This is a genomic window from Shewanella canadensis, assembly GCF_003966225.1.
GTDB lineage: Bacteria > Pseudomonadota > Gammaproteobacteria > Enterobacterales > Shewanellaceae > Shewanella > Shewanella canadensis.
The window spans coordinates 379,322-401,534 of record NZ_RXNU01000002.1 but is presented as its reverse complement, the minus strand read 5'-3'; the positions used below and the strand labels follow the sequence as shown (position 1 = coordinate 401,534).

Sequence of the window (22,213 nt, the reverse complement as noted above, 5' to 3'; positions counted from 1 at the left end):
ATTCAGTGTTTTTATATCCTTAATGAATATCTAAGCTAATTTGCTTAGATATTGCTCTTCTCGTTTGTCTTGCTACACTCAAGCTAGGGATTGATTCGGGGGTTATACGTGCGGATAAAACAGGTCGTGATGATATGTTTAGGGATCGCAGCGCTTATCTTTAACGCGCGGGCTAACAGTTTGTCTGAGCTCGAGTATTTAACTGAATCCTACCCGCCATATAATTATCAGGAAGAGGGAGAATTAAAAGGAATTTCGGTCGATCTGCTGCGTGCAGCCTTAGCCAGAGCGGGTGAAGGGCTACCCAGAGATAATATTCAGCTTTTACCTTGGCCCAGAGCCTATAAGATGGCGTTAGCTGGCCCTGAACGGGTACTGTTTTCGACGACTCGCACCCAGCTTCGTGAGGATTCATTTCATTGGGTCGGACCTATCATTGAAACTCAGGTAGTGTTGTTAGCACGCTCTGGGAGTGAGATAAATATTCAATCGATAGATGAACTCTCTAACTACAGCATAGGTGCGATAAAGGATGATATCGGCGAGCAACTGCTGTTATCTTTTGGGGTGCCAGCGAAACGTATTAAGCGGGCACACAGTGCGAACTCTCTGCTCAAGATGCTGAATAAAGGGCGCATTCAGCTGTGGGCCTATGAAGAAAATGTTGCCAGTTGGAATATTCATAATTCGGGTTTAGACCCTAGTTTATTCGAGTCTGTTTTTACCCTTCAAGAGAGTGAGCTCTATTATGCCTTCAGTAAAGACACTGATCCTGAACTAATCAAAAAGTTGCAATTGTCTATCGATGAGATAAAGAGTGAATTTATTGGTGATGGCCATAATCTATATGAGCAGATCATCTCTAAGTATCGTTAGTCCCAGTCTTTCAATATCCAGCTTGCAGGCGCAAATCAGATGCCCGCTAACACCTAATACCTTTCATTCATTTTATGACTTGCCAATATGGATCTTGATAAACCCTGTGGGTTCAATACTGCTTCTTACCGACAGGACTAATGAAATAGTCACAGACACACTTAACATGACAAATATCGCAACCAGTATGACTAACTGATATTTGATTGCGACCATAGGATCGGTACCTCCCAAAATCTGACCCGTCATCATACCCGGTAGTGTAACTAGCCCCGTGGTTGTCATGGAGGCCAGAATAGGGGCTAAAGATTGCTTCAAGGCCGATTGAACGAAAGGATAGGCCGCCTGATTCGGTTTTCCCCCCAGGGCCAGGACGCCTTCGTACTCCATCCGCTTCTCTTCAAACGCTGTAAATAATCTTTGCAAGGCAACAATATTCCCACTGAGACTATTACCCAGTAGCATGCCGGCGAGTGGGATAGTGTATTGCGCGCTGAAGATGGGCTGCGGTTTTAATAAGACGGCCAGCAGGATAAGCATAAGCGGTGTTATGGCGATAATTAACCCGGTAAAAACGGGAAGGTACAAGACGCGCTTGGGGAGCTTAACGCCGCCGATGATCGCACTCGCTCCGATGAGGATCATGACGCTTAACCAGAGCATATTTAACAGTGGACTGTTGAGCTCAAACAGAAACTCCAGGTATAAGCCTACCAGGATTAATTGCACCGTCATTCGTATCACCGCAATGGAGATATCACGGCCTAATCTGAGTTCAAACCTTCGATTGATGAGCAGGGGAATAAACAGTACTGACATAAACAGGGCTAATTGCCCCCAACTGATATCTATGGTCGATCCCATTGTTATTAGGCTCTTAATTATCAAGGGATAAGGGATCTTATGCTTAATTCAGGTAGAGGTCAAAATAACCAGAGCCGGTTTCTGCCGTCATTTTTAAGAATAACGGCAGAAAGCCAAGTGTAGATTTTGGGTTTTTGTCGATAACCCAATACAGCTCGATAGTAAAGAGCGGCTAAGCAGGTATCAGGTTTGAAATTGTTTAACCTGGGTTTGCAATCTGGCACTGATCTCGGCGAGTTCCTGTCCCGCCTTGGCCGTTTCGGTCGCGCCTGTGGCAAGCTCGATAGACATATTATGGATTTTATCAATATTGCGATTGACCTCTTCAGACACGGCTGTTTGCTCCTCAGACGCCGAGGCAATTTGATCACTCATCTGATTGATGTTGTCCATCGCTTCTGCGATGGTACTCAGTGCATTCCCCGAACGACTGGCTAAATCTACGGCCGATTGTGACTGATGTTGACTCTTCTCCATTACAGATACGGCCCTGTGTGAGCCGGACTGTAGCTTACCTATGATCTCGTTGATCTCTTCGGTGGATTGCTGGGTGCGGGTGGCGAGTGTGCGCACCTCGTCGGCAACGACGGCGAAGCCTCGTCCCTGCTCACCGGCGCGCGCCGCTTCGATGGCGGCATTCAATGCCAACAGATTCGTCTGCTCTGCAATCCCTTTAATCACATCGAGCATAGAGGTGATTGCGCCGCTCTGGCTTTCGACTTCATTAATGGCCTGAGCCGACTCCTCCAGCTGAGTGGCGAGTTCATTTATCTGTCCAATAACCTGCTGAACTACCTTTGCACCGTTATCCGTCTCTTGTGCGGCGTGAGTCGCCGAGGTTGCTGTGTGGGCAATATTTGTCGCAACATCCCGACTGGTGGCCGTTAATTCATTCATGGCGGTGGCAACCTGCTCCGTTTCATCACGCTGCTTGTCTATGGTAGAGCTTGTTTGTGCTGTGACCATAGATAGCTCTTCGGCGGCTGTTGAGAGCTGAACCGTCATCTCCGAGATATCAGAAAGCAGGTTTAATAGCTTCTGACGCATCCCGTTCATGGCGGTCAGGAGTTCACCTATCTCGTCGCTACTTTTCACCTCTATGCTTTGAGAGAGATCCCCCGATGCCGTGGTGATGGCTGAGCGTATTCCGGTAATGATATTGTTAGCCGTGATCCAGCTCGTTATGATGCCGAATGTTATGCTGACTCCTGCTATGGTTATCAGCATGACGATAGCATTGTGTTCATAGTCTTCGGCGTGTCTGGCGCTGGCCTCGGTAAATCGACCAATTTCAGCTAGCAGGGCTTCGAGCTCTCGATCCATCTGGTCCTCTTCGTGCTCAACCTTCTGGGCCAGCTCCTCTGCGGCATGTAAATTACCCTCGGCGAGCAGAATAAACACCTGATGTGCATGCTCGACAAAATCTATATGCTCCTCCTCTACCTTTTTAAGCCCAAGGTTTAATGTTGTAAACTCTTGAAGCGTTTCCCCTGAGGCACCAACTATCACCGCCTCAATCATGGCATCGGCCTGATGCATCTCAGCCTCTATCTCTTCACTGCCAGCATCAAAACGTTGTACAGCTTTTCTGAAGTGTGCCGCCGCCCCCTCTGCAGACTGCAACTGGTTTCCGTAATGGAGTGCGCGCTCGAACTGAACCGCTTGCTCGAGCTGGTGAGTCGTTATCGCCGCCAGTTTTTCTGTCAGAGGGATATCCTGTTCTGCAATCGTTTCCAGCTCATGGCCTATGTTATTCATGGAATAGATAGCGAAGCCAGAGCTGAATATGAGCAGAAGAAGTAGGAAGCCAGCACTTCCCAGGAGTTTTGCTTTTAAAGACAGGTTGTTCATCAGTATTTCCTTTGTTGCCGCCTGATTTTTTGTGCCTCAGGTACGCTTATTCGGATATCAGCATGGAGCGCCAGTTTATCTCTTGCAGTGGCCGTGCATTATTGCCAATCAGCTGCGTAAAACGCTTAACCTGTTGATCCGACACTTGCATCTCACTCTTCATGACGAACCAATTCACGTTTTCGCTGCAGGGCGGTGTCGTCAACGAGCCTGAGTAATGAAAAAATTGACGATTAGCCGGAAGAAGAACTGAGGTGTTAATGGTGAGTCCCTGTGGTGCATTAACCTGATTGATGGTGGGTGAAGCATTATCGAGTATTTGCTGCAATATGGGGTTTTGCTTCCCGTGGCTAAGTAGCACGCCTACAACGGCTAAGTTGCCATCTGCGCTCTGGTGAACCATATGTACCTCCATGGCCGCACGTCGCCCGTTTATCGCATGCTCACTGGGAGTGTGGAAGTGAAGTTGCAGTAGTTTATAGGGCAGATCTCCCAGCATCATTTGGCTGATATACACAGGCTTTTGTTTTATTGGGTAGTTCTTACCACCTATCTTGACTGTTTCATTGGTTATCAAGGTGCCATAGTTAGCCTGAAGGGTATGTCCGTTATTAACGACCTGCAGGGGGATTGACTGGTGCCGAAAAACTAGCGGATAGAGGTTTGCGGGTGTCTCATACTGAATATCGACCGGAGACTGACGTTTACCGCTGCCGCATAGTGCAAATTTATCCGAAATCTTGTGCCAATTAGAGGGACCTGCAGAGCCCGAGTATTCCCAATGAACGGCGGAAGGAGAGTGGCTCTTTTTGGCGTCGGTTTCTGCGCTATGCACTAGGGAGGGAGCCAAGCTTATGAGCATGCTGGCTATCAGTAAGCCAGAATGAAGCAGATTCAATTTATTCATCTATGCTTCTCTGATTATCCGAAATGATATAATTAAGGATAACTGCAATCCCCCCTTTGTCCAGTTGGTTCGGGCACTTCGAATGCGGAGAAGAATGGCTCCTCTTGAGGCTGGAATAAGCTTAGTTATAGCCCCTGTTCCTGTGGATGAGGGGCTGTACTGAGGTTCAATCGTTATTTGGCTTGAGCCTGATTGCTGTATCTGATCTTAGGGTTCTTTTTTGCGTGCAGCATAGGGCTTAATCCCATATCGGGTCTGGCTATGTCACCTTGATTATAATCGCAGACGCCATCAGGAAATATCGATGTTAACTTTTGCAGGTATGGGGTCATAGATATGTCACCATAGGTACCATTTGCTATAGCACTGGTAACCGGGATCCGGCCACACTTAAAGATGCTGCCCGCCCATGGACCTCCCGCCTGAACCCGAATATTGCTGTAGTTAGGGAATATTTTACTACACTCTCCCGGTAAGCGGTTGTTCCACTCCCCGTCCCACACATTATCTCCTTCGAATAGTATCTCTCCCCGACTACCTATACAGGCATCGCGTAGCGATTCGGGTTTCGCAGCCACAGGATCTTTGTCATCAGAGGCTTTTAAGCTCATTAGCCAGCGATCTAAATACTCAACCCCCTCCCTGAGTGGGGTGTAGTCCTTGTGGGATATCCAGATAACCTGATTATCGTTATGGCCCTGATAACTCTGGATCCTGAGACGGCTCTCAAAAGAGGCGGCCGTATGATGCATATTGAGCTCATCTTCCAGGTAGTGGCGGATCTCTAAGATAGGCAGTTCCGCCTTTCCGATAAAGATCTGTCCATAGCGATAGCCATTAATGATCGCTTCCGGATCGGCAGGTTTTCTCTTCGCAATATCGGGAGAAGGTTCGGTAATGTTATTACGACTCCAAAGGCTTAACCACAAGGGGAATTTCATTCCCAATGGCGTAAACGCCGTCTCTTTTTGCATCTTATCCTGAGGAACCCAGGAGCCAATGTATTGATTGAGGTGAATAAACTCTTCGATACTGATGTCACCTCGGCGAAGTGCCATCAGGCCATATTGAACTCCCTCATTGCCCCAGGTCGTGCGAGCGAAGCCATTGTTATCGACCCCATAGATCTGTGCTAAGTCTTGCCAGTAAGTCCAATTTACCTGAGCTTTCACATCGTCAGAGAAGAAGGGCTTAATATAGCCCTGCTTGGGGTTATAGAAGAAAGTTGAGGCGATAAACCAGGAGTAGACGCATTCGCTGCTACCGTTAGGCATAGATGGCCATGCTCCTGCGAACAGTTGATTGAGAGGTACCAGAAAGGTATAGGGGTGCTCGAAATCATTGATGCCATTCATGCCTTCAATATTTTCTCTCTGCTCCCAGTCCCGCCACTTGTCATTGTCATTCGCTGTAATATTGAAGTAGTGCTGTAGCAAGTCACAATCGAGTATGAAAATTGATTGCGAGACCATATCCGGATAACTGTATAGCGGCATTAACCCATCCAGTATTCCTTCACTGTTTTGCGCTATCAGGTATTGGGCTAATGCTCCACCCGAGCCGCCAATGCCCAAGGTATATATGGGTTCGCCATAGAGGGAGGTGAATTGTTTCTTTACTCTCCTGGCAATATCTTCGGCCAAGAGCATGTTGTAGGAGTAGCTGGTGTTATTACCACTGGAACCTATGACTGCGTATCCTTGTGATAAGAGAGATCTCCGTCTGCCGATAAATCGCTCCGCCCCAATCTGACCTTGCCTGAAGCCGATGCTGGAGCCGCCTTTAAATTGATAGAGCAGCTTCTTGTTCCAGAACTGTTTTATATTGCGGTTACCCAAGCCATGTTCGGGCACTAACATGACGATATGATAGACGTAGCGGTTGATGCTGCCTCTTTCTAAGCGATAGATCTCAGGGACGAGCTTCCCCGCAACCTCTATATGCGCGATGCTGGACTTTGCTGGTGGGTTATCTATGTCGTAGGGTTTGATTGCGTAGTCATCATCTACATCGCCAGTCACTGCATAGTAGTAATCCAATCTCGATCTGATGAGGCAGTCTTTACTGTAGCCAATAATCTGCTCGTTGCCATCGTAGACCGGTACTCCATAGCCTTCCTCATTATCGACTAGAGGTTGCCCCAGACCGGCATCCAATGTCATGCAATAAAAAGGATATTGTCGCTGCCCGGAGTAGAGACTATCGGCGGGGCCGACTTCACCGAGTTGTATAGGGAAAGAGAAAGTCTCTTCTGGTCTGGGTGTGAGACTTATGTGCTTATCTATCTGTAATAGTGTATTTTCTTGGTTCATTGGAGCCACAGCTTTCACTTGCCGTTTTACCAAAGGGTCTTGTTCGCAGCCGCCGATAAGAAGTGCCAGAGCAGATAAAATAATTAACAGTCTTTGGCTCATTGATAACCCCCATGTCTCTATAATACTCCTTTTAAGTCTTGTTCTATTTGATAAAAAAGCAAACAATTTTATGGAAGAATGTCCTTGTATTTACCAATTGAAATCAAGTTGAGGTTGGAGATAAGGCTCGAAACTCGAGCCTTATTGGGGGGTTAAATAACCTGATATTGAGCGTTTATCAGTAGCGGAAATGATTAATTTTTTCGTTAACTTCATCGACGAGCCTGGCTGAGCTGCTGCTTTCCTCTTGAGCCGACACAGCCCCCTGAGCTAAAGATTCTGCCGCGTCATTGATAGCGACAATATTGCGGTTTACCTCTTCGGTCACAGCCGCTTGTTCCTCTGCCGCACTGGCTATCTGATGCGCCATATCTTGGATCTTACTACTCTGATTATTCACTTCATTGAGTTCTTCTACGGCCTGATTCGCATGAGTTAAGCAGGTTTGGCTCAGCACTCTACTTTCGCTCATGGTATTCACAGCTTGCTTACTCTTACTTCGAAGCGTATCAATCATCTGCTGTATTTCATCGGTAGAGTCTGCGGTTCGAGTGGCCAGCACTCTTACTTCATCGGCAACCACAGCAAAGCCTCGTCCTTGTTCGCCAGCTCTTGCTGCCTCAATAGCCGCATTGAGCGCTAATAGGTTGGTTTGCTCTGAGATATTTCGAATAACATCCAAGATGGAGCCAATACTCTCAGTTTGCTTCTCTAACTCAATAATTTCATTAGATGCATGGTTGACGTGTTCAGACAGAGACTGCAACCCCTCTGCATTGGCTTGAACCACCTCTTGGCCTTTTGAAACAGACTCTTGGGTGGTTGAAACTGAGTCAGCTGTTACCTGGGCATTATCGGAGACACTGTGGGCTGTAGATGACATCTCATTGGTAGCGGTGACGACTTGCTCTATCTCCATCTGTTGAGTGCTGATCTGTTCCCTGCCAGATTCTGAAAGGGCCGCATTACGCTCGGCGCTGTGGGTGAGCTCGCTCATGCTATTTGCGACATCCGAAACTATGGAACGTACGTTTTCGATAAAGGTATTGAGGTGAGTAGCGAGCTGGCCAGTTTCATCGCGCCGGGATATTTTTATCTCTTGAGTTAAGTCGCCACCCGATTGAGTTAAGTTGGCTACCACGTCGACTAACTCACGAATGGGACGATTGATTGAGCCTGACATGAGCCATATGAGTAGCATGCCAAAAATGGCGGCGATACAACCTACGAGGAGTTGTCCGCTAAGATTAGCGGCAAAGCCAGTTTCCAGCTGTTCAACAATGGCATTGGCTTCAGCTAATGCCAGCTCTTTGGGGACCTGGATTAAAATTTCCCACTGGGTATTTGTACCTGTGACGGCAAAAGTTTTACTGGCGATGATACTGCTATCTGTGATCGAAGCTTGCTGTTTTTGTCTGTCTGTAAGTAGCTGGCCGATATCTGAGCTGTTGGCTGACTTGCTAATATTGTTTTTATTGCGGCTATCGGCGCTGATAAGTCCTCTGGGGCTGAGGATTATCACTCTTGAGGCACCGTTAAAAAGATTATCGGCGGCCTGTGTTGCTAGTTGCTGCAAGAAGTTTAGTGAGTAATCGACGCCAACCATACCGACATATTGACCGTCACGTATAACTGGTGCGACAAACGAGCTTAACAGCGTATCGACTCCCTGGACTTCATATGAGGCGGGATCGACAACACACGGCGAGCGACTCTCCATAGGACACAGATACCATTCGGAGCTCCTTATTCCAGTGGCCGAGAGCTTTTCTGAATAGAAGTCGCTTAAAGGTTGAATATCAATTTTGCCTGATGCTGAACGTGTCCAATAGGGGGCGAAATTACCACCGGGTAGTGAGTAGCGGTTGTTGGTATTACCGGAATCAAGCCCATCGAATCGGTTGGCTTCCCATCCTGTATATATGCCTAAAATATCATGATTATTTTCGACCAGATTCTTAAGCATGCTGTTGACTTGCTCGCGGCTAAGACCGGGAGCTTCTGGAAACAGGCCCCCTGCTACTGAGGTTGCAATATCCATGGCATGGTCGAATGCGGCATTGATTTTCAATGCCTCTTGCTGGGCGGATAAATTAATATTCTTTATCACTTGATCTTGCGCCTGACTCAACACACTGTCGTGGACTTCATGCCGCAGAGATTGGTTGGAAAAGTAGCCATAGCCGATGATGGCTAGGGCGACAGCAAGCAAGCTTGTAGAACCAAAGAGTAAGATCTGGTGTCGAATACTGGAAAATTGAATCATTGTGCCCCCTAAAGGTAAAACTACATCTTCAATACTAGTTCACTATCTTGAGCTGAGGGGACTGGAAGTAAAAATTACGTGAAACCAACATCTTTACTCTGTTTCTATTGAAGGGCATGTATCGCCTGGAGCATTGCCAGGAGAAGCTCTGATTTTCAGAGCCTCTGAATGGGGAAGTTTGAATATTGGTTAAGTTAAGAAAGCACGCTTTTCGAGTTTGCGGCATACTCTTGCGACTGCATCTCCTGCAGTCGGCTTAAGGTTCTTCTGAACTCGAAGTTTAACGCACCGTCGCTATAAAGCTCGCCTAAGGGGACTTCGGCTGATAGATAGAGGTTTACTTGTTGGTCGTACAGTTCGTCAATTAAAGCGATAAAGCGGCGTGCAGGATCGTCGCCAACAGCATAGGATAATTGGCGTTCACCTGTTTGTGTTGCGATAGCGCCGTCTTCGGTACCTCTGGCACGGATCCAAGATTTAGGTCGGCCGCCAAGCACGGGGATATCACTGACAAACAAGGTATCGAACTGACTGGCAAGCTCAATATAATCGAGCTGCGATCTTGGCCCTTCACACAGAGCACCGAAACTAAACCAGGCCTGAGATTCACTGGCTTTGATCACTGGAATCGGGCGACCTAAGACCTGTAATGATTCATTTTCATGGGTAAAACCAGCGTTTGATTCGTCAAATATGTCACCAAAGTTAACTTGTTGGCTTAAGAAATAGATCTGTTTAAATTCAAGGTCACGTAATCTATGATCTTGCTCCCCCTTGAGGTGAAACTCAATGCTATGATCTTGCAGTAGCGCTATTGTGGGTAAGAAACGGTCTCGTTGAAGACCAGATTCATATAGACGTGAGATCGGGGTGTTCGAGGTGGCGACTAAAACCACGCCTTGATTAAATAATGCTTCGAACAATCTGCCCAAGATCATGGCGTCACCTATATCGGAGACGAAGAACTCATCGAAACAGATAAGCCTGCACTCCTTAGCGATGCGTTTTGCTATACGCGCTAGTGGCTCTCTGTGCCCCGATTCCTGCAACATCTCCCTATGAATACGAGCCATAAATCGATGAAAGTGTAATCTTAGCGGTGGTTGAGCCCCAGAGTCAGATACCGCCTCACAGAACAGGTCCATCAACATGGTTTTACCGCGACCAACATCCCCCCAAATATAGAGGCCCTTTAATCCTGAGTCTGCTGACTTGGCGGGGTGAGGAAAAGCGATGACCTGCTTAAACAAGCTATCCAATTGCTCAGCTGCTCGCTCCTGTACCGGATCATAGGCAAAGCCTACTTGGGTTAATCGTCTCCGGTAACGTTCGAGTGGCGATAAAGTCATGAGATGATACTTGCTTCGGTAAGGGGCTGAGAGTATATCAGCTCCCTTCGTCTGGGACTGTTCATATTAGGGAGTGATCATGTTTATCTGCCAATCGGGGAGTTTATTTTTAAGATCTTCGATGATGAGGTCGGCATCGCCGCGGAGTAAGATGGTTGGCGGTGAGTCGAAGATGGCTTGCGCCATCAGTTGTAACTTCTGAGCCGATAGTCTGGCAATTGCCTCCTGTTGACGCAGCACATCCCCATTGCTTTGAGTTAACGTCAGCCGCTTGATGTAACTTGCCTGTATCGCCGCCATGGAGCTGTTAGCCAGTATGTGCTTACTCTTCTCGAAGGTCTTAATCGCGTCGAGCTCAGTCGCTTGCACCGGTTCGCTCATCGCGAGTTTGAGATGTTCCAGTATGCCGGAGACGAAGGCGCCGGTATGTTGAAGTTGGGTACTGCCATAAAACTTCAGTGTTCGGGACTGAGGGTTGTCGAAACATCGACCGTAAATGCCGTAGGTTAAGCCGCGTTTTTCTCTCAGATCGTAATACAGGCGACCAGAGAAACTTCGGCCCAGCCAACTTGCCAACGTGTGGCAGGTGAGGGGATCACCGGATAGGCGTTCGTTACTCAGCTTTAACTGACCAGACTCGATTGGCAATCGATATCCGACTCTGACCTGAGTCTGAACGGCGCCGGGGGCGTCGATAAGATAGAGCTGTTTTTTCGAAAGTGTTCCTGAGCTCTCATGGTTAACTGTTGAGGAGTCGATCGCGGCTTGTGTGCCTGTTGAACGGAGTTGCGGTAGCTGGTTTGCTAAACTCAGCGCGAGCTTGTCGAGTGACTCTGAGCTATCCGAATGATTAGCCGAATGTTCACCCGAAATGAGCAGGTGCCATTTTGAGTCCGGTAATATGGCACCTTGTATGTCGATTAAGTCGGCTTGTGTGAGCGCTTGCAGCAGCTCTTGGTTGTTCAGGGCCAAGTTATAGGGATGGCGTTCACCCAGTATCTCTCTGGCCCAGACCTTCTCTATCTCCGAGCCCGTAAAGGCACTGATATGTTTGTTTAGTTTTAACTGCCTTCGAACGGTATCGATATCTATCTCATCGAAGGCATTATCTTGCCAGCTCGCGGCCAAGATGGAGAGTGCCGATCCTATCTCCTCGGTTGGGCAGGCCATCTGCAGCGCTATGCTATGCATGCCAGCTCTTACCTTCAGGCTTTCGATACACGACAGCGGTTTCTTGGCCGATAACCAACTTGCCCTCTGATAGAGTGCGGTGTTGAGTACGTCGATATCCTTAAATGGGCGCTGTGAGTTAATCAACACTAAATTGATGTAATGCAATCCTGAGTGACTGGCAGGAAACTGATGCAGCGTGAAACTTGGGGTTAATGGCATGACTCTAGGTTGAGTATTCCTAAGCTTGCTCTCATCCTCGTCCGCCAATTTAGCGGTAGGGGATAGTTCAGGTGCGCCTTTGAGGGGGACAAACTTAGAAATGACAGGTTCTTGCGTGTCGGTGAACACTAACTTTGTCTGCTGGCAGCCGACTATCGGCACTATTAGTAGTATTAGTAGTATCAGGTTGAGTAATATTGCTTTCCCCCTGAACTGACTTAGCTCAATTGTCATCATAAGACGAGATCCTCCAGAGTGTCACTCATCCCCGTTGGAAACCATTCGAGCAAGGTCTTAGTCCAGCGAATGTACCAAGGTGGCAGCAGATCCAGCCTGACATAACCTTGAGAAAAGTAAGTTTGTGCAACGGCTTGTAGCTGAGTCGGACTGACGGCATTGATACGTTCCCATGGCCCGGTTAACGGCGTTAAGCTATCTTGAGCTAAGGTCGCCGAGAGTGCTCTGGCAAGTAGTGATGGCCTTTCAATGAGTTGCAATCGCTTGTTGAGCCAGCTTGCCTTGAGTTGAGACAGGGCCTCGTCGGATATGCCGTCTGTGGCCAAGGACTTTATCGCCAGTTCTACATTGTTGGCTAGCCTATCCAGTGAGGTTTTAGCTCTGGGGACCATAACCAGGTTGGTCACTCCCATCTGCTCCATCGTCAATGGGATTGAATAGGTGAGCAGTTGATCCGGATCGGTTAATCCGCTCTGCTTAATCAAGCTGCTGCGATTTTGAAAAAGATAGTCTTCTAACAGAGATATTGCGGCGGCATCACGGTGCGTCTGCCCAACAGTATGCCAGGCGAGTAATAGTGCGGGCCATGGCCCCCTTTCATCGATAACCTCTGCATGTACAGGACTGTTCTCAAATTGCATATTAAGGGGCGCTTTTAGTGCCTGAACTGGGTTTTGCCACTGGCCAAACTCCTCTTTCACCCATTGTGATGTGCTGTCAGGAAAACGGCCAACGATACTCAGCTGCATGGCATCTGGGCGGTAGTGGGTCTGATGGAACTTTGTGAGTGCTTCAGTAGTTGCATTCTTAACGTCTTCCCGACTGCCTATCACCGCATGACCATAGGGTGTGTCTTTGGCCTGAGTCAGTAAAAACTCCATCGCCTTACGAACGTAGGGTTGATTATCTATGCTGGTCGCCATCTCCTCGAGCACTGTGTCCTGCTGATTCTTGACGGTTTTATCCGTTAGCGCCGGGCGAATAAATCTATCGGCTTCCAGCCAGAGGCTGAGTTTCAGTGCTTCTGACGGGATCGTCAGGTAGTAGTTGGTGAAATCGAAGAAGGTGGATGCATTAAATTGCCCGCTTAATGCGCTCATGGTTTGGGCGTAGCTATCTCCCGGGGCATTCTCACTGCCCTTGAATAACATATGTTCAAACAGGTGGGCATAGCCGGTTTGACCCGAGGTCTCATCTCTGGAGCCAACACTGAATTGACTGGCCAGTGAAACTAGCTGACTGTCGGCTAAAGGGAGTAATCTGAGCTGAAGGCCATTGTCTAGCCGATGAAAGGTGATCTGTTTCTCTGTGCGATACAGGGGGGCGGCCATCTGTTGCAAATTTAATTCATTGGCCGTGACCACAGGGACAAACAATGCCGCTGTGGTGAGCGAGGTGACCAGCATCAATAGACCCGTGATCGAATGATACATCAGGCCATTCATTGGGCCTGTGATGGCCTTAGCGCTTGAGACAATTCCCTTTTTCATTTAACGGCTTATTTAATCTATCGGTAACAAATTTATATCAGCTTTATGGGATTAATTCCAATTGGCACTGTGCTACTTCTTGAGTCCCAGCCGTTTTGCTAATCGATGCAAATTGCCAGAATCGACCTTGAGCTGACGCGCCGTTGCCGCCCACTGCTCGCGGTTTTCAGCTAAGGCATGTCGAATATATTGTGCCTGAAACTCATCGGTGGCATCCTTCAGACTGCCCGTGAGTGAGCTTTGAAAAGGACTCAAAACTGCATCAGAGGGTTGGGCCTTGTTGATATGGGCTTGTCCCGGTATATCGAAGTGTTGAGGCAGAATTTGGGGCAGATCATTGACCGCCTGTGACTTCGCCAACACGGCCGCACGATGGAGTGCGTGTTCCAGTTCCCGGATATTTCCCGGCCAATCATATTGTTTCAAAAGGCTCAGGCTTGTTGGGCTGAGGCTTAAGTTTTTTATGCCGAGTTTTTGCCTGCATCGTTCGACAAAATAGCCACACAGGAGAGTAATGTCATCGTCTCGCTCACGCAGTGGCGGCACCATCAGCGGGAAGACGCTGAGTCTGTGGTAGAGATCGGCACGAAAACGGCCCGCCAGGATCTCCTGTTTCAGATCTTTATTGGTGGCGGCAATAATTCTCACATCGACCTTGCGGCTGCGATCATCGCCTATTTTCTGAATATCACCATACTGAAGGACCCTGAGCAGTTTAGCCTGCAAGGTCAGGGGTAACTCACCAATTTCATCCAGAAACAGGGTGCCTTTGTCGGCAGATTCAAACTTGCCGCTGCGGTTACTGATGGCGCCGGTAAAGGCCCCCTTTACATGGCCAAACAGCTCACTCTCGGCGACCGATTCAGGCAGTGCGGCGCAGTTGAGGTAGACCAGGGGGGAATTTTTACGTTCCGAGCCCTGATGTACCGCCTTGGCGATAAGCTCTTTACCCGTTCCCGTCTCACCCAAGATAAGCACATTAAGATCGGTCGAGGCGACAACCTTAATCTCATCATTGAGTGATTGCATGCTTTGTGACTGGCCGATCATCTCAACATCGCTATCAGTGGTGATATTGACGCTCATTGCCGTGCCCGAGTCTTGTGACTGAAACGCCGCTTTTTCGAGTCGGTCTATCATTAGGGCGTTGCTGAGTGAGACTGCGGCAATCGCACTGAGGCTTCTCAGTTCGTTATTGGTGAACTTCTGAAATTGGTCGGGATCGAAGCCATCGATAGTGATGGCACCGATTAAACGCTCATCGGCATAGAGGGGCAGGCCGATGCAGGCGTGAACCTTAAGCTCATCCCCCTGATTTGGGATCAAGCCATCATAGGGATCCGCTAGATCGCTATCGGCGGGGAACCTGACGACATCGCCGGCGCGGGCAATTGCTTCCAGCCTGGGATGTTCATCAACAAGAAAACGCCGTCCAAGCACATCTGCATTGAGTCCATCGATAGCCAGAGGAATAAACTGCTGGCCCTGAAAGGCGAGCAAAGCTGCGGCATCACAGTTGAGGTTTTGGCGTATGATATCGAGAAGGCGAGAAAAACGGTCTCGATTAGACAGACCCGAGGTGATATCGAGTGCAATACGGGTTAGCTCTGTTTGACTCAAGGCCATGCTTTAGATCTCCGGTGGGTTTTCTCACTGTTGTTTATATCACTGCCTTGCACGCTCTGCGTCATTGGCTGTTTGTCGCCAGACCATAGTGTGTTCGGTCCACTGCGAGAGGGTAAGATACCTGAGTGAGGCATGATTGTCATATTGACATTTAATGATGTTGTCATTAATACATTTAGTCAATAAAAAAGAGGGTCGCGAACGACCCTCAACAGTGAACAAATAGTGGTAAATTAAGCGTTTGCTGAGACAGCCTCCTCCACAGTCTGGGTTTTAGAGCCTATAGCCTTCTTAATGATATCGAAGAAGAACAGGCCCATAAACAGACCACCGATACCGAAAATTACATCGCCGGGAACGCGCATCCAGACCAGTGTCTCGACGAGTGGGCTGTGGATCACCTCGGGTGAGCGGGCAAACCAGTAGCCATTTTCGATGACGGCGAAGAACTGCGTGATACCGACAGGTAACAGTGACATGAATACCATGCCTGCTAAACCGATATTCAGACTCCAGAACGCGCCTTTGAGTAGTTTTTCATTCCACTGCATCTGACCCGTTAGACCTCGTGTACAGAACAGCATCAAGCCTATGCCTAACATACCGTAGACTCCCATAAAGGCGGCGTGGGCGTGAGTGGCTGTGGTATTCAGCCCTTGGATGAAGTACAGGGCGATGGGTGGATTGATCAAGAAGCCAAGTACACCCGCACCGACTAAGTTCCAGAATGCGGTGGCCACGAAGAACATGATGGCCCATCTGTAGCGGATCATCCATGGCGCGGCCTGACGCATACGATAACTCTCTACCGCTTCATAGCCTATGATGGCTAACGGTACGACCTCTAATGCTGAGAAGATAGCGCCCCAGGCAACCACAGAGGTGGGTGCACCGGTAAAGTAGAGATGATGCAAGGTACCGATTAATCCACCCGTGAGGAAGATCAAGGTGGTAAAGAGTACTGCGGCATTGGCGCTTCGGGTACGGATAAGCCCGAGGCGTACTAACATGAGTGCAATAACCGAAGTGGCGAAGGTCTCGAAGAAACCCTCGACCCAAAGGTGAACCACCCACCAGCGCCAGTATTCGGCAATCGCCAGGTTGGTATGTTTACCCATAAACAGGCCGGCACCGTAGAACAAGCCGATAGCGATACAAGAGGAGTACAAGACCCAGATCACAGGGCTCATCTCGCCTTGGTTTTTAAGTGCCGGGCGGATAGCTGCCGTCACCAGCCCGAGCCAGATCAACAGGCCACCGAGTAACAGCACCTGCCAAACCCGGCCGAGATCGATATATTCGTAACCCTGATGGCCGAACAGGAAGTTCATGTCCAGATCGAAGTATTGCTGAACGCCGGCCCATTCTCCCGCCATAGAGCCCAGAACCACCACAACCAGCGCGGCCCAAAGCACGTTGACGCCCAGACGTTGGTACTTAGGTTCGTGACCGGAGAGGGCGGAGGCGATATACAGGCCGGTGCCTAACCAGGTGGTCGCAATCCAGAATACCGCGAGTTGGGTGTGCCAGGTTCGCGTGACCGAGTAGGGAAGAATTTCGGCCAGCGGTAAGCCATAAAACTCCTGACCCTCTACCGCATAGTGAGCCGTGATGCCTCCGAGGAGTATCTGTAACAGGAAGAGGCCAATGGCCGTAACGAAGTACTTACCGACCGCTTTTTGTGAAGGGGTGGGTTTCTTGAAAAACAGAGGATCTTGAGCGGCAGGCTCGGGGAGAGGTTCATGCTTACCACTGGCGTGATACCAAACGAGTCCGCCGATACCGGCGATCAGGGTGACGATACTCAGGATAGACCAGACAATATTGCTCGAGGTTGGCGTATTACCGAGTTGAGGATCGAATGGCCAGTTATTGGTATAGGTGTAATTAAGGTCGGGACGTTCGGTAATTGCAGCCCAGGCTCCCCAGAAGAGGAAGGCATTAAGCTGTTCGCGACGCGCTAAACTAGGAACTGTGCCCTCTTTCATGGCGTACTGCTCTCTGAGCGTAGAGAGCTTTGGATCGTCTCCAAACAGAGAAAGGTAGTGCTGGCTTATCTCCTCGATGGCCAGAATACGAGTCTTAGATAGGGTCACCCTAGTCGTATCGTCGGCATTGGTGACAACCGTGTTGTGACGAATATCTTCACGCAATAGCTGTTCTAATCCCGCCTGTCTTTCGCTACTAAGTGAGTCAAAATCTTGATTGAAACGTTCCTGCGAAGTGATGTTAAGCCATGCACCCGCCTCACGATGCAACCAATCTGCAGTCCAGTCGGGAGCGACGTATGAGCCATGACCCCAAATTGAACCTAGCTGGTGGCCGCCCATAGAGCGCCAGACCAGCTGTCCCTGTTCGACATCATCTTTACTGAAGAGTGTTTGTTCGTTGGTTGAGACAAATGCCGTTGGGATCGGGGGTTTCTCTCGATAAATATCACTGCCTATACTCAGTAGTACAGTGAATGAAGCAATTAGCACGGCGATGAGTGCGATTGCGGTTAATTTTAGTTTGCTCATATTTCCTCTTAGCGCGGTCATTGATATCAGGCATCAGAGATTTAGCATTTGTTGTGCCATAATTATAACCTGTTGTTTTGTAGTTGATTTGTCTGCTTTTGGCAGGTTGGTGTATGTCATTTGGACAGTGGTAATTAGTGTCCTAACGACACAGGATGTCATTTTGATACTTACTCGTAGTTAGCTATACTTGGACATATACATATAAATGTCACATTCGAATGGATAGGTGTTACTTCTCTGTATAAACCTACGCTTAGTGAGGTTATTGGCTGGTTTGTTACCCATTTAAATGTTTTTATTTTTTTTAATCTTGTTGTTTGTAAAGGTTTTTTTTAAGTTTTGATGTGTTTTGGTGCGCTAAGGTGTTGATTCTTTCTTTATGTATTAAAATTAATTGAAATTTGTATTTTTACTCTCCCTTGCTATTGTATAATGGATGGCTAAAAGTCATTCGATGTTTACAAGATAAAAACTGAGCTTACGACAGTGTTCATAAAGTAGTGTTCATAAATGTAATGTTCATAAAGCAGGCATCAGAGATTAGGTTCAAGTACCGGAGAAGGGGTCGTCGTGAGCGCTGAAACAATTAATCATTTTTTTCTTATTGGTGCGCTGTTAATTGCGGCTAGCGTGCTTTTGAGTGCGGTTTCCTCACGTGTTGGTATTCCTATCCTGTTAGTCTTTCTTGGTGTGGGGATTATGGCGGGAGAAGACGGCCCCGGCGGAATCCATTTCGACGACTATTCCGTTGCTTACCTGGTCAGTAACTTAGCCCTGGCCGTTATCTTGCTTGATGGCGGTATGCGTACCCGCGTCTCCAGTTTCCGGGTAGCCCTGTGGCCTGCACTCTCCTTAGCCACATTTGGTGTGGCTATTACGACGGGCCTTACAGGAATGATGGCCGCCTATCTATTCGACCTAAACTTATTACAAGGATTATTGGTGGGCGCTATCGTTGGCTCCACCGATGCCGCAGCCGTATTTTCACTGCTTAAAGGCAAGCGTCTGAACGAACGTGTTGGTGCGACACTAGAGATTGAATCTGGCAGCAACGATCCTATGGCTGTTTTTCTGACAGTGACCTTAATTGCCATACTCGCTAGTGTGGGTGATGGGGTCTCGGCAAGTTTCATGGTGATGAGCTTCATCAAACAGTTTGGTCTGGGGGCGTGCCTGGGCTTAGGTGGAGGCTGGTTGCTATGGCAATTAATCAACCGAGTTCAGTTGGCCGATGGCTTATATCCTGTGTTGGTGCTCAGCGGCGGACTAATCGTGTTTGCTATCTCAAATAGTCTGGGCGGTAGCGGCATCTTGTCTATCTATCTGTTGGGATTACTGCTGGGTAACCGCGCGATACAGGCAAGGCACACCATTTTGAGTGTGCTCGATGGCATGACCTGGCTGAGCCAGATTGGCATGTTTCTGGTCTTAGGCTTGCTATTGACCCCATCGGACCTGACTGAGGTGGCGCTTCCTGCGTTGGCATTGGCATTCGGCATGATCTTGTTTGCCAGACCCATTTCCGTTTGGCTGAGCCTGTTGCCATTTAAGAGTTTCAGTAGCCGTGACCGTTGGTTTATCTCCTGGGTCGGGCTGCGAGGCGCGGTACCCATTATTCTAGCCGTGTTTCCTATGATGGCGGGTCTTCCTAATGCTCAGCTCTATTTCAATGTCGCCTTCTTTGTCGTCTTGGTCTCCTTGCTGGTTCAGGGATGCTCTCTGGGCAGGGCAGCGAGACTCGCTAAGGTCGAACTGCCGACAAAGCCCAGCCCCATCTCCAGATCCGGACTGGCCATCTACCCTAAGAGTGACTGGGAGTTATTCGTCTACCACCTCAGCGAACATAAATGGTGTGTGGGAGAGCCCGTTCGCAGGCTCAACATGCCTGTGGGCACCCATATAGCGGCCCTGTACCGTGACAATGAGATGTTGAATCCTTCGGGGAGTACTAAGCTGCAAACGGGAGATATTTTGTGTGTACTGGGTCATGAAAATGATCTCGATGCGTTGGGAACCCTGTTCAGTGAAGCGCCAATGCAGCAGGAGCTGCCCCGCTTCTTCGGTGACTTCTTTCTCGATGTCGATATTCAATTAGCCAGCCTGGCCCCGATATATGGACTCGTACTCGATGACGAGGCGCAATCTCTCTGTGTTGGAGAGTTGTTGGTTAAACATTTGGGGGATGAGTTAGTGCTTGGGGACCAATTTGAATGGCAATCACTCAATTGGGTTGTCTCTGAGCTGAGTCAGGGAGAGGTCACTAAGGTTGGTATACGTTTACCCGATGATTTGTAAGCTTTTACCTGGGAGTTGGTAAGTTTTTATCATATTTGACTCGCTAGCCAACTTTGTTATCTTATAACTCCTTCTTATGTTTAAGAGAGTCAGTATGGATAGCGCCATTGTTACCCCTAAGTATGTCAGTGATTTTAGCTGTATAGGCCCGGATTGCGAAGACAGCTGCTGTGTCGGCTGGAACATCCATGTCGATAAGAAAAGCTATAAGAAGACAATGGCCCATCCTGAGTTGAAAGTCTTGGCTAAGTCGGCCCTGAAGAAAGTTAAACGTAGTGATAGTCAGTGGGCCATAATCCAGACCGATGCTACGGGAGCTTGCCTGTTTTTAGACAGCAACAAACTCTGTAAGATCCATTCTATAGCCGGTGAAGAGATGCTCAGTACCACGTGCAGAACTTATCCAAGGGTCACGGCCATCAGAGAGCATGATAAGTTTGACAGTCTTTCTTTGTCATGCCCGGAAGCTGCCAGGCTGATACTCTTCAGCCCTGATGCCTTTATCTTTGAGCGTAAGCTCTCTGGTTCAAAGGTTACCCCTCATTCGAGCCCTGATTGGGTGACTAAGACTTACGATCACAGCATCGACCTGCTGTTAAATGACAAGCTTAGTTGGCAGCAGGCGTTACTCGCCATAGGTTTCTTGATTAATTCGGCCGATAAGGTGTGGCAAAAGGAGTCTCCGGCTAGTGTACTGGATAGTCGCTTCGAACAACTGTCTTTACTAGCGGAGCAAGGTGTTCTGCAGGAGCAATACCAAAGTTTATCCTATGTGTGTGACCATCAGGTTCAGGCATTCGCCGCAATTTATGAGATGGTTATCGATGCACACCCAAGGGCCGGCGGGGAAAGGTTTAGAGAGATCGATGATGCTATCTCAGAGATGTTAAATGAGGATAGAGTCCTGGATATCGATAGAATTAACCGTGCATGGAACGATATCGCCTCCCCAGCATTAGAGGAGCACGGAGATATATTTAAGCGTTATCTCTTGTATTATATGTATCACGAATACTTCCCGACAACTCTGGATGATAAACCACAATCGGCCTTCAGGTTGATTGTGTTAGATTGCTTTATTATGCGGTGTTATCTGGCCGTTATTGCAAATAAAAATAATGGGTTATCAGAACGTGACATTATTCTCTGTTTTCAGGTCTATCATGTCGTTCGTCAGCATCAACCTACCTTTATTAAGGAAGTTACAGAGATAATGGAGAAGTTTAGCTTCTCCAATGTGGCTGGCATTATTAGCCTGTTAAAAACTCAAGATTAGTTTCGATCTCTTCACTGTAGTTCATTATAGGTCATTGCAATAAAACGAATCCTTCAGACTCACTCAATGTAGTTCGAGATGCGTGCATACTTAAACTTGAGTGTGCCGCAAGAGTCTGCCCATCACTTCTCCCCAGCTATAAACCTTCCCCACCGCTCATTAAATGTTAAATTCGCGTTGACATTTCTTCAGCATTTTCTGGGTTAGGCTAAAAAAAGATGTAGATACTCGTGCAGACGGTGCATATTTCATTGAAATTACCCATTTTATCCTAAGGTTGATTTCAATTTTAACGATAGCGGATTAGAGTGAGACTAATGTGTTCGTTATGTGTCGATTTGGTTAACGAATTAATGGTGGCAATAAGTCAGGAGCTATAATGAGAAAACTATTGCTGTTGCTGAGTTTTATGACGTGGAGCTTAAGTGCCGCGCCTTCGTTGGACTACCAGGTACAAAATTTTCAAGGCGAATTGGTCAGCTTGAGTGAGTTTAAGGGGAAGGTGGTATACCTGGATTTTTGGGCCTCCTGGTGTGGGCCCTGTCGTAAGTCTTTTCCCTGGATGAATGCAATGCATCAAAAATATCAGCAACAGGGATTGGCTATTGTTGCCATTAACTTAGATGAAGACAGGGCATTAGCTGAGAAGTTTTTATCAAAATTACCCGCCGATTTTCATATCAGGTTTGATCCCGAAGCCGATGTCGCCAGCCAGTTTGATCTGCAAGGTATGCCGAGCAGTTATATCTTCAATCGTCAGGGAGAATTAGTACAAACGCACCTGGGTTTTTTTGAAGAAAAATCTGCAGGTTATGAGAATGAAATAGTCGAACTGCTGAAGGAGTAAC

Annotated in this window: 14 protein-coding genes; 4 read left to right on the top strand and 10 right to left on the bottom strand. The window is 48.1% G+C overall.

Features of this window, described 5'->3' with window-relative positions; all coding sequences use genetic code 11:
• Nucleotides 1-108 precede the first annotated feature (108 nt).
• The gene (locus EKG38_RS05245) at nt 109-876 is read left to right on the top strand and encodes a substrate-binding periplasmic protein (RefSeq protein ID WP_246033097.1); all 768 of its coding nucleotides are present in this window, start codon (nt 109-111) and stop codon (nt 874-876) included.
• 72 nt (nt 877-948) lie between these two features.
• Here EKG38_RS05245 and EKG38_RS05240 read toward each other — a convergent pair whose 3' ends face one another.
• The 10 genes from EKG38_RS05240 to EKG38_RS05195 form a co-directional block, all read right to left on the bottom strand.
• The gene (locus tag EKG38_RS05240) at nt 949-1,740 is read right to left on the bottom strand and encodes an ABC transporter permease (protein ID WP_126519202.1); all 792 of its coding nucleotides are present in this window, start codon (nt 1,738-1,740) and stop codon (nt 949-951) included.
• 183 nt (nt 1,741-1,923) lie between these two features.
• Nucleotides 1,924-3,591, bottom strand: coding sequence for a methyl-accepting chemotaxis protein (locus tag EKG38_RS05235; RefSeq protein WP_126519201.1), 1,668 nt, complete (start codon nt 3,589-3,591; stop codon nt 1,924-1,926).
• 46 nt (nt 3,592-3,637) lie between these two features.
• Nucleotides 3,638-4,498 carry a carbonic anhydrase gene (locus EKG38_RS05230; RefSeq protein WP_126519200.1) on the bottom strand — a complete coding sequence of 287 codons (861 nt, stop codon included), beginning with the start codon at nt 4,496-4,498 and terminating at the stop codon, nt 3,638-3,640.
• 173 nt (nt 4,499-4,671) lie between these two features.
• Nucleotides 4,672-6,912, bottom strand: coding sequence for a DUF6351 family protein (locus EKG38_RS05225; protein WP_126519199.1), 2,241 nt, complete (start codon nt 6,910-6,912; stop codon nt 4,672-4,674).
• A 178-nt stretch (nt 6,913-7,090) separates the two neighbouring features.
• Nucleotides 7,091-9,178: a methyl-accepting chemotaxis protein gene (locus EKG38_RS05220; RefSeq protein ID WP_126519198.1), complete on the bottom strand. Its 2,088-nt coding sequence runs from the start codon at nt 9,176-9,178 to the stop codon at nt 7,091-7,093.
• A gap of 194 nt (nt 9,179-9,372) precedes the next feature.
• Entirely contained in the window at nt 9,373-10,527 is a 1,155-nt protein-coding gene (gene zapE / locus EKG38_RS05215) for a cell division protein ZapE (RefSeq protein WP_126519197.1), read from the bottom strand.
• A gap of 66 nt (nt 10,528-10,593) precedes the next feature.
• Nucleotides 10,594-12,156 carry a M16 family metallopeptidase gene (locus EKG38_RS05210; RefSeq protein ID WP_126519196.1) on the bottom strand — a complete coding sequence of 521 codons (1,563 nt, stop codon included), beginning with the start codon at nt 12,154-12,156 and terminating at the stop codon, nt 10,594-10,596.
• Nucleotides 12,153-13,589: a M16 family metallopeptidase gene (locus EKG38_RS05205; protein WP_439332645.1), complete on the bottom strand. Its 1,437-nt coding sequence runs from the start codon at nt 13,587-13,589 to the stop codon at nt 12,153-12,155. The genes EKG38_RS05210 and EKG38_RS05205 overlap by 4 nt, the downstream gene beginning before the upstream one ends.
• Before the next feature lie 129 nt (nt 13,590-13,718).
• Complete coding sequence (gene norR, locus EKG38_RS05200; RefSeq protein WP_126519195.1) at nt 13,719-15,272, bottom strand: nitric oxide reductase transcriptional regulator NorR; 1,554 nt, start codon at nt 15,270-15,272, stop codon at nt 13,719-13,721.
• Between the two features lie 233 nt (nt 15,273-15,505).
• Complete coding sequence (locus EKG38_RS05195; RefSeq protein WP_126519194.1) at nt 15,506-17,791, bottom strand: nitric-oxide reductase large subunit; 2,286 nt, start codon at nt 17,789-17,791, stop codon at nt 15,506-15,508.
• 573 nt (nt 17,792-18,364) lie between these two features.
• On the opposite strand from EKG38_RS05195, the gene EKG38_RS05190 reads away from it, so the two are divergent.
• The 3 genes from EKG38_RS05190 (at nt 18,365) to EKG38_RS05180 (ending at nt 22,212) form a co-directional block, all read left to right on the top strand.
• Nucleotides 18,365-20,089 (top strand): potassium/proton antiporter, encoded by a 1,725-nt coding sequence (locus EKG38_RS05190; RefSeq protein WP_126519193.1) that lies wholly within the window; start codon nt 18,365-18,367, stop codon nt 20,087-20,089.
• Between the two features lie 94 nt (nt 20,090-20,183).
• Nucleotides 20,184-21,365: a flagellin lysine-N-methylase gene (fliB, locus tag EKG38_RS05185; RefSeq protein ID WP_126519192.1), complete on the top strand. Its 1,182-nt coding sequence runs from the start codon at nt 20,184-20,186 to the stop codon at nt 21,363-21,365.
• A gap of 379 nt (nt 21,366-21,744) precedes the next feature.
• Nucleotides 21,745-22,212 (top strand): TlpA family protein disulfide reductase, encoded by a 468-nt coding sequence (locus tag EKG38_RS05180; RefSeq protein ID WP_126519191.1) that lies wholly within the window; start codon nt 21,745-21,747, stop codon nt 22,210-22,212.
• Nucleotide 22,213 lies beyond the last annotated feature (1 nt).

What these genes read in the sequence shown, in the direction of transcription:
- EKG38_RS05235 (WP_126519201.1), bottom strand. Translation starts at nt 3,591, where the DNA reads ATGAACAACCTGTCTTTAAAAGCAAAACTCCTGGGAAGTGCTGGCTTC.
- EKG38_RS05205 (WP_439332645.1), bottom strand. Translation starts at nt 13,589, where the DNA reads ATGTATCATTCGATCACGGGTCTATTGATGCTGGTCACCTCGCTCACC.
- norR (WP_126519195.1), bottom strand. Translation starts at nt 15,272, where the DNA reads ATGGCCTTGAGTCAAACAGAGCTAACCCGTATTGCACTCGATATCACC.
- zapE (WP_126519197.1), bottom strand. Translation starts at nt 10,527, where the DNA reads ATGACTTTATCGCCACTCGAACGTTACCGGAGACGATTAACCCAAGTA.
- EKG38_RS05210 (WP_126519196.1), bottom strand. Translation starts at nt 12,156, where the DNA reads ATGATGACAATTGAGCTAAGTCAGTTCAGGGGGAAAGCAATATTACTC.
- EKG38_RS05180 (WP_126519191.1), top strand. Translation starts at nt 21,745, where the DNA reads ATGAGAAAACTATTGCTGTTGCTGAGTTTTATGACGTGGAGCTTAAGT.
- EKG38_RS05240 (WP_126519202.1), bottom strand. Translation starts at nt 1,740, where the DNA reads ATGGGATCGACCATAGATATCAGTTGGGGGCAATTAGCCCTGTTTATG.
- EKG38_RS05195 (WP_126519194.1), bottom strand. Translation starts at nt 17,791, where the DNA reads ATGAGCAAACTAAAATTAACCGCAATCGCACTCATCGCCGTGCTAATT.
- EKG38_RS05220 (WP_126519198.1), bottom strand. Translation starts at nt 9,178, where the DNA reads ATGATTCAATTTTCCAGTATTCGACACCAGATCTTACTCTTTGGTTCT.
- EKG38_RS05230 (WP_126519200.1), bottom strand. Translation starts at nt 4,498, where the DNA reads ATGAATAAATTGAATCTGCTTCATTCTGGCTTACTGATAGCCAGCATG.
- EKG38_RS05225 (WP_126519199.1), bottom strand. Translation starts at nt 6,912, where the DNA reads ATGAGCCAAAGACTGTTAATTATTTTATCTGCTCTGGCACTTCTTATC.
- fliB (WP_126519192.1), top strand. Translation starts at nt 20,184, where the DNA reads ATGGATAGCGCCATTGTTACCCCTAAGTATGTCAGTGATTTTAGCTGT.